8 protein-coding genes are annotated in these 7,376 nt (G+C 59.7%); 4 read left to right on the forward strand and 4 right to left on the reverse strand.

Features of this window, described 5'->3' with window-relative positions; all coding sequences use genetic code 11:
• From tssC to tssE, 4 genes are all read left to right on the forward strand, one after another.
• On the forward strand, positions 1–1,015 hold a 1,015-nt coding region (gene tssC, locus P7F28_RS10410; protein WP_277184404.1), incomplete at its 5' end, for a type VI secretion system contractile sheath large subunit.
• 45 nt (positions 1,016–1,060) lie between these two features.
• Positions 1,061–2,407, forward strand: coding sequence for a type VI secretion system baseplate subunit TssK (tssK, locus tag P7F28_RS10415; protein WP_277184405.1), 1,347 nt, complete (start codon positions 1,061–1,063; stop codon positions 2,405–2,407).
• Complete coding sequence (locus P7F28_RS10420) at positions 2,404–3,057, forward strand: DotU/TssL family secretion system protein (protein ID WP_277184406.1); 654 nt, start codon at positions 2,404–2,406, stop codon at positions 3,055–3,057. The genes tssK and P7F28_RS10420 overlap by 4 nt, the downstream gene beginning before the upstream one ends.
• Positions 3,058–3,072: 15 nt before the next feature.
• Positions 3,073–3,510 carry a type VI secretion system baseplate subunit TssE gene (tssE, locus tag P7F28_RS10425; protein WP_277184411.1) on the forward strand — a complete coding sequence of 146 codons (438 nt, stop codon included), beginning with the start codon at positions 3,073–3,075 and terminating at the stop codon, positions 3,508–3,510.
• A gap of 36 nt (positions 3,511–3,546) precedes the next feature.
• On the opposite strand, the gene P7F28_RS10430 is transcribed toward tssE, so the two are convergent.
• The 4 genes from P7F28_RS10430 to P7F28_RS10445 all read right to left on the reverse strand — a co-directional run.
• Complete coding sequence (locus tag P7F28_RS10430; protein ID WP_277184407.1) at positions 3,547–4,428, reverse strand: MBL fold metallo-hydrolase; 882 nt, start codon at positions 4,426–4,428, stop codon at positions 3,547–3,549.
• Positions 4,425–5,783 carry an MFS transporter gene (locus tag P7F28_RS10435; RefSeq protein WP_277184408.1) on the reverse strand — a complete coding sequence of 453 codons (1,359 nt, stop codon included), beginning with the start codon at positions 5,781–5,783 and terminating at the stop codon, positions 4,425–4,427. Before P7F28_RS10435 ends, P7F28_RS10430 begins: the two co-directional genes overlap by 4 nt.
• A 36-nt stretch (positions 5,784–5,819) precedes the next feature.
• The gene (locus P7F28_RS10440) at positions 5,820–6,149 is read right to left on the reverse strand and encodes a DUF4387 domain-containing protein (protein WP_277184409.1); all 330 of its coding nucleotides are present in this window, start codon (positions 6,147–6,149) and stop codon (positions 5,820–5,822) included.
• A gap of 5 nt (positions 6,150–6,154) precedes the next feature.
• On the reverse strand, positions 6,155–7,376 hold a 1,222-nt coding region (locus tag P7F28_RS10445), incomplete at its 5' end, for an acyclic terpene utilization AtuA family protein (protein WP_277184410.1).

Genomic DNA, 7,376 nt, shown 5'->3' on the forward strand with positions numbered 1-7,376 from the left:
TCCCATCTCGGCGTTGATCTCGAACTTCGAGTTCGATAACAGCGCGCAAGACATCGCGTTGCTTCGCGACCTTTCGAAAGTATCGGCTGCGGCGCATATGCCTTTTATCGGCGCGGTATCGGCCCGATTCTTCGGCAAGGAGACAATGGAAGACGTCGTCAGCATCCGCGACCTGATCGATCATTTCGATCGCCCGGAATATCAGAAGTGGAACGCGTTGCGGGAAAGTCCGGACGCGCGCTATCTCGGCCTGACACTGCCGCGATTTCTCGCCCGTCTTCCATATGGTTGTGATGACGGCGCGGCGCACACCGGCAACTACATCGAAGAGATCAGGCAAGCGGGCGCGCGCGGCTTTCTTTGGGCGAACGCGTCATTCGCCTTCGCGACGAATCTGGTGCGCAGTTTTGCGCGCAATGGCTGGTGCGTCCAGATTCGCGGCCCGCAATCGGGTGGACTCGTCGAGAACTTGCCTACTCAACTTTACGACCTCGGCGCGGGTCGTCTCGGCAAGATCACGACCGAGGCGCTGGTTCCCGAGACCCGCGAATACGAGTTCGCTGAACTCGGCCTGATCGCGTTGTCGCACTATAAGAACCACGACCACGCGTGCTTCTATTCCGCGCATTCCGTCCAGCATCCCGAAGTGTTCGACACCAAGGAGGCCAGCGCGAACAGCCGGGTGAACGCGCGACTGCCTTATATCTTCCTGCTGTCGAGAATCGCGCATTGCCTGAAGATGATCCAGCGCGAAAACATCGGTACGACCAAGGACCGACGGCTGCTCGAGCTTGAACTGAATACCTGGATCAAAACACTCGTCACGGAAATGACAGACGCAGGCGACGCTTTGCAAGCAGCGCATCCGCTGCGAAAGGCGCATGTCGAAGTCGAGGATATCGAAGATAACCCCGGCTTTTTCCGCGTCAAGCTCTTCGTCGTGCCGCACTTTCAGGTCGAAGGCATGGACGTCGATCTGAGTCTCGTATCGCAAATGCCACGAGCCAAGAACTGACGAAGCGCGTCAACGCTTATCGAATCAACATCGACATTTCACACAATGAGAATAACTCGTCCCCTTTGGGCACAAGGCGTCTTCATGACGCCACAGCACTTCCAGCAACAGGCGCTATGGGAACAGTTCGCCAATGCGCGGATCGCCGATATGGCGAGTCCCGATCCCTGGGGCGTCGTCCGCGTGGCGATCGATACACAAGCGCTCGGCGTCAATCGGATGCAATTCACGAACCTGTCTCTGCGTTTGCCCGATGGCACCTTCATCGACAGTGAAACGTCCGACTGGCTTCCGGCCGCGCGCAGTCTCGACGATGTATCGACCCGGCACGACGCCGTCACCGTGCTTGCGGGCGTGGCTCTCGTCGATGCCAAGGGCAACAATTGCATCGAAGCGGGAGCGAAGCCCGCGCGGCCACGCCGGTTCGTGCGTGAATACCTGCATGTCGATGATCTCCACGGCGAAGGCAAAGAGGAAATCAGCGTCGAGCGTCATATCGTTTCACTGCTGTTCGACTTCGAGGAGCAAGGCGATTACGTGACGTGCCCGGTGGCGCGGCTGATCCGCAATGCCCAAGGACGATTCGAACCGGATGCTTCGTTCGTGCCGCCGTGCCTGTTTCTGTCGGCGAACGGAACGTTGGTCGAGCGGCTGAAACGTCTGTCCGAAATTCTCAGCGCCAAGAGCGGCAGCCTTGCGGTGCGCCGGCGCGAGCGCTCGGATCAGATTGCCGATTTCGCCGTCGCCGATGTCTCCCTGTTCTGGCTCTTGCACAGTGTCAATTCGTCGTGGCCGGAACTCGCGCGTCTCGTGCAGGCGCCGAATCAGCATCCCGAGCGGCTTTACGCGTTGTTGTCGAAGCTGGCGGGATCGCTGCTGACGTTCTCCACTACGGACACGCTGCAGGCCATTCCACCTTACGACCACGCCGCGCCCGAACCCGTGTTCGCGGAACTCGAATCGCTGATTCGCAATCTGCTCGATACGGTGATTCCGTCACGCGTCGTGCCTATCGCGCTGGAACGCGTACGCGGCACGATGTGGACCGGCCTCATCAAGGAAGAACGGCTCGTGGAAGGCGCCGATTACTATCTCTCGGTTCAGGCCGCGATGCCCGCGCATGCGCTCATTGAACAGTTTCCGCGCTTGTGCAAGGCAGGCGCGCCGGATGAAGTCGAGCAGATCGTCAACTCCGCGCTGTCCGGCATCCCAATCAAGTCGATGTCGCGGCTGCCCGCTGCCATTCCCGTGCGTGTCGAGAACCAGTACTTCGCGCTCGACGCGGCGCACCCAGCGTTCAAACGCATGACGGCCGCCCGCGCATGTCAGTTCTATGTGCCGGCATCGATTCCGGAAGTGTCGCTCGAGCTTTACGCGGTGTTGCCGACATGAGCGCCATGATCGACTTGCTGCCCGTCGCACTGCGCGACACGGCGATCACGATTGCCGATCTTCATGGTGACGCGAAACCCTCCGCCGAAACGCTGCTCGCCGATGCGCAAAAGCAGTTCGATCAGTTGGGCGCGGAGCTTCGTATGCGCGGAATGTCGCCTGAAATGATTGAAGACGCTCAGTACGCGCAATGCGCCCTGATCGACGAGACGGCGCTGCGCTGCTTAATCGGCGACGAGCGCGACACCTGGGAATTCAATCCTTTGCAACTGGGCAAGTTCAGGAGCAACGACGCAGGCGAAGAACTCGTACGGCGCATGGAGCGCTGGCTTGAACAGGCGCGTACCGAGCGCCTGCTGCTGGAGATCTTCGGCGCGGTGCTGGATCTGGGTTTTCTGGGCCGCTTTGCACGCGAAGGCGAGGAAGCGCGTGCCCGCTTCAGACGGAGCATCGATCAGCGGCTTGGGTTATCGGCAACCAGCGAAGCGACCAACGACGCCTCGATCGTCGTGAAGGCAAACGCTTCGCGTTCGTGGACGAGCCGAATATCGCCGCTCACTTGCGCCGCGCTCGCGTGTGTCGCACTGGGATTGATGTGGTTCGCGATCAACGGATGGCTGGATGCATCGGTCGTGCGTATGGCGCATTGAGTGGACGATACGAACATGCCCACGCGCGCAGGCCCCGGCCTCTTCGAACGCATCACAGGCCATTTCGCGGATGGCTCGGCCATTCACGAGCATTCGCCCGAAGACCAGACGTTCCATTCCGTGCAGGACAACATCCAGCGCATTTTGAACAGCCGCAGGCGCGCGCTCGCGCATCTGCCGGCTTATGGGCTGGACGATTTGTCCGAGATTTATCGGCATATGCCGGCGTCCTCGCATCGGCTAAAGAACGAGATCGAGGCAACGCTGCTGGAATACGAACCGCGTTTGAAGTCGGTCGATATCGAAATCAAGGAGCCGGAGCCCGGCATGCTGCTGAGTTTCACGATGGTGTGCCATATGCGTCAGGCCGGTCTCGTGCGCTTCGGCACCGACTTCACGCCGGACGGAAAGACGCTGCTGCGAATGTTGAACACGGCGCTGAATCGCGATTGATTCATGTGCAAGCGCCCCGCGTGACGGGGCGCTCCTCTACTCCGCCCACCTCAACGCAAACCCACCGCCCACACCCTCATCCACATACCCCGCGTGCGGCGCCATAAAATGCCCCGGCAGCAACAACGCGCGCCGCTCGCAAGTCGCTTCCAGCACGCTCCGACGCGTCCGCGCAGAAAGCGTCTGATCGATACACCCGAAGCAACTCCACTGCGGATACTTCACCTGAATCGGATGATGCAAGATATCGCCAGTCATCACGGCATATTCTTCCTTCGACTTCAGCCAGATCGCCACGTGCCCCGGCGTATGTCCCGGCGCGGGTTCGATCGACAAACAATCGGCAATCTCCGCGTAGTCATCGACGATCATCGCTTGTCCTGCTTCGATCACCGGTAACACGCTGTCCACATAGCCGAGAATGTGGTGGTTCTTCGCATCCGCCGCATAGCGCGCGGCCCAGTAGTCGTTCTCGGTCTTCGAGAACACATACTTTGCATTACGAAACGTAGGAACCCAGCGGTCACCAATCAACCGCGTATTCCAGCCCACATGATCCGCATGCAGATGCGTGCACAACACGTAGTCGATCTGTTCCGGAGTCGCGCCCGCAAGCGCGAGCCGGTCGAGAAACGGCGTCTGCAAATTGCACCAGTCCGGACGGCCCGGCCGGTCCTTGTCATTGCCCACGCAGCCATCGATCAGAATCTTGTGACGGCCCGTGTCCAGCAACCACGAGTGCATGCTGAGCAACATGCGGCCAGTCGCCGGATCGTAATGGCCGGGGGCCATCCACGAAAGATTCTCGTCGCGCAGTTCTGCGTCGGCCTGAGGGAAAAACTTTAGGAAATCGAATGATTTATCGACTGTTTCCTGAATCAGCGTCGCCGTTACATGACCAATCCTGAAGCGAATCACGATGCACGTTCTCCCTGCAATGCCGTATTGATCGATGCCATTCCGTGCGTCACGTTGCGATCCGAACCATCTTCGAGACTCGCGAGTTCTACACCCGCCGCTTCGCGCAGCGGCATGATGCCAAGCACCGACACCACCGCCGCGAACACGATATACGCCGCCAGCAGCCAGTATCCACCCGCCCACATCACGAACATCGCGGCGAGAATCGGCGTCGGGCCGCTCCAGATGACCGTCGCCAGTTGATACGCCACCGACACGCCGCTATAGCGGATCGCCGCCGGATATTGCTCGCTGATCAGCGCAGGCTGCACGGCGAGCGTCGTACCGAGACCGATGGTGAGCGCAAGCGTCATCGCCGCGACGATCATCGGATAGCTGCCCGATGAAAGCATATGGAAGAACGGGAAAATAAACGCGCCGAGAAAGATCATCCCGCCCATATACACCTTCTTGCGTCCGATCTTATCCGACAACTTGCCGAAGAACGGCTGCGCAATCAGCGTCGCAAACGATGCGATCAGCAACGCGCGCAACGCCAGCGGCTTGTCGATGTGCTGATTCTGCGTGAGATACACCAGCGCATACACCGAAATCACAAAGAAGCTCGTATTTTCCGCCGCCTGCGCCATCACGATCTGGAACGTGCGTTTCTTCTGCGTCGCGAGCACGGTTGCGATCGGTAATTTTGCTTCGGTATGCGAACGTTGTAATTTCTTGAAGCTCGGCGATTCCGACACGCGACGTCGAATGATTACGCCGAACACCACGAGGACGCCCGACAACAGGAACGGAATGCGCCATCCCCATGCCGCAAATTGCTCGGGCGTGGTCATCGATGTAGCGAGGGTCATCACGCCGCTGGAAAGAATCAGCGCCGCGCAAATGCCCATTTGCGGCCAGCTTCCGTAATAGCCGCGTTTGTTTGCGGGCGAATGTTCGACCACCATCAATGTCGCGCCGCCCCACTCGCCACCGACCGCAAAGCCTTGCAGAAAGCGCAGCGCGGTCAGCAGAATCGGCGCACCGAGACCGATGCTCTGATACGTCGGCAACAGTCCGATCACGAAAGTCACCGTGCCCATCATCATCAGGCTGATGACGAGCATCGCCTTGCGACCGATCTTGTCGCCGTAATGCCCGAACACGATGCCACCCACCGGACGCGCGATAAACCCGATCGCAAAACTCGCCAGGGATGCGATAGTGCCCGCTACCGGATCGAATGCGGGAAAAAACAGCTTGTTGAAGACCAGCGCCGCCGCCGATCCGAAAATAAAGAAGTCGTACCACTCCAACGTCGCGCCGATAGCGCTGGCGAATGACACTCGCCGGATATCCGAATCGTTGACCATCTTGTCTCCATTAGTTTGTTTTTTTGTAGCTGCAAATCAGACGCCGGGAATCTCCACGGTCAGAAGTGGCGCGTGCTGCTGAGCGCCGAACGTATCGCGTTCACCGACGCTGCCTTGCGCCCACGAGCGCTTGAGGGTCAGCTTGAAGGCGCGCGCGGGATCGAAGAACATCATCGTGACGATGTCTTCCTTCGTGACGTTGTAGAGCTTGCAGATCAGCGCTTCGGTCAGCGCACCGCTGGCTTTGACGCGCTCGTAAGTCGGCACGTTGTCGAAGATGACGTCGAAGGTGATTTCGAACGGGCCGGAGTTCTTGCTGCGGATCACTTTGGCGAGATCGCGCAGCGTTGGTACATTATTCGTCATGCTGATCAAACCTCCACGATTTCGATCGAAAACAGGGACACGGCGTCGTCGATCTTCATCACGTGATAGACCGTGAATTTACAGACCGGGCCGATCGGATTCTCCGGCGGATTCAGCGGAATGGCGAAGTTACCTGCAGTGGCCACTTGTCCCGGATAAGGCGTATGCAGCACGTCGATCCGCACGCTGCTGCAAATGGCATTGGCGAGTTCCTGCGTGGGCGCGGTCACTTCGCCGAGCAGACCGATTTCGTGCAGCACCGTGTCCGCGAGCGGCTCGAAGCTGCCCATCACGCCGTTCTTGCCGTAGACGTGGAAGTTGAGCATCGCGCGGCCATCGCGCAGCTCGGGATAGGTTTCATGCGCGTAGGCTTTGATGCGCGCCAGAAAATCGTCGATCTGGCCGACGAGAATCGGATCGCGAATCCCGCCGATAAAGATCGTGCGCATGCCGACCACGCCCGCGCCTTCGAGCTTCACGGTGTAGTCATCGGCGGGGATGAAGCGGCTGCCGCGCACGCGCACGGCACGTTCCGTGAGCTGCTCGTAGGTCGCCTCGCGCAGATCGAGCACGCCGCCGGGACCGGTCAGAAGATCGGGGCGCGTCTTCTCGTACAGCGTATGCGCCGCCACCGATGCAGGCGTGCAGCGCTCCAGCGGGTTCATCGGTTCGAGGTCGAAACTGTCGCGGCGAATGGTGGCGAGAATCACCTTGCCCTTCGGCTCCGCGCAGTTCGCGCCGCATTCGACGATCTTGCCCATATGCCAGTAAATGCCCGGCTCGATACCATGCAGCATGCACAAGCCCGCGAACGGCGCAGGATCGTACGAACGGCCGGCGATGATGATGTCGAGGTCCGGATGCTCGCGCAAGGCCTTCGCGAACGGCTCCGCGCCCATTTGCGCGACGATATGCGACGACGCACCGATATCCTCCGCCTTCAATTCAGGCGCGGATGCGCACGGCGAAATGCGACCGCTGCCAAGCGCATCGCGCACAAAAGATGCGTCCACGTCCGAATAAATCTTCGCGACCTTGAAGCGATAACCGTCGCGCTGCGCGATCTCCGCGATCACATCGACCATGAAATCCACGTGTTCGCGAATGCCGGGACCGCCCGCCGAGCTGATATAGATCGGAATCCTACGATTAGCGCAGGCATCGAGCATCAGCGAAAGATCGCGGATATACGCTTCGCGCGTAACAAGCGTTTTCGGCAAGCCGAGC

Origin of the sequence: Caballeronia sp. BR00000012568055, assembly GCF_029439455.1 — a bacterium.
Classification (GTDB): Bacteria; Pseudomonadota; Gammaproteobacteria; order Burkholderiales; family Burkholderiaceae; genus Caballeronia.

Coding starts and splice junctions, on each gene's coding strand:
- P7F28_RS10420 (WP_277184406.1), top strand. CDS start 2,404: ATGAGCGCCATGATCGACTTGCTGCCCGTCGCACTGCGCGACACGGCG.
- P7F28_RS10435 (WP_277184408.1), bottom strand. CDS start 5,783: ATGGTCAACGATTCGGATATCCGGCGAGTGTCATTCGCCAGCGCTATC.
- tssK (WP_277184405.1), top strand. CDS start 1,061: ATGAGAATAACTCGTCCCCTTTGGGCACAAGGCGTCTTCATGACGCCA.
- P7F28_RS10440 (WP_277184409.1), bottom strand. CDS start 6,149: ATGACGAATAATGTACCAACGCTGCGCGATCTCGCCAAAGTGATCCGC.
- tssE (WP_277184411.1), top strand. CDS start 3,073: ATGCCCACGCGCGCAGGCCCCGGCCTCTTCGAACGCATCACAGGCCAT.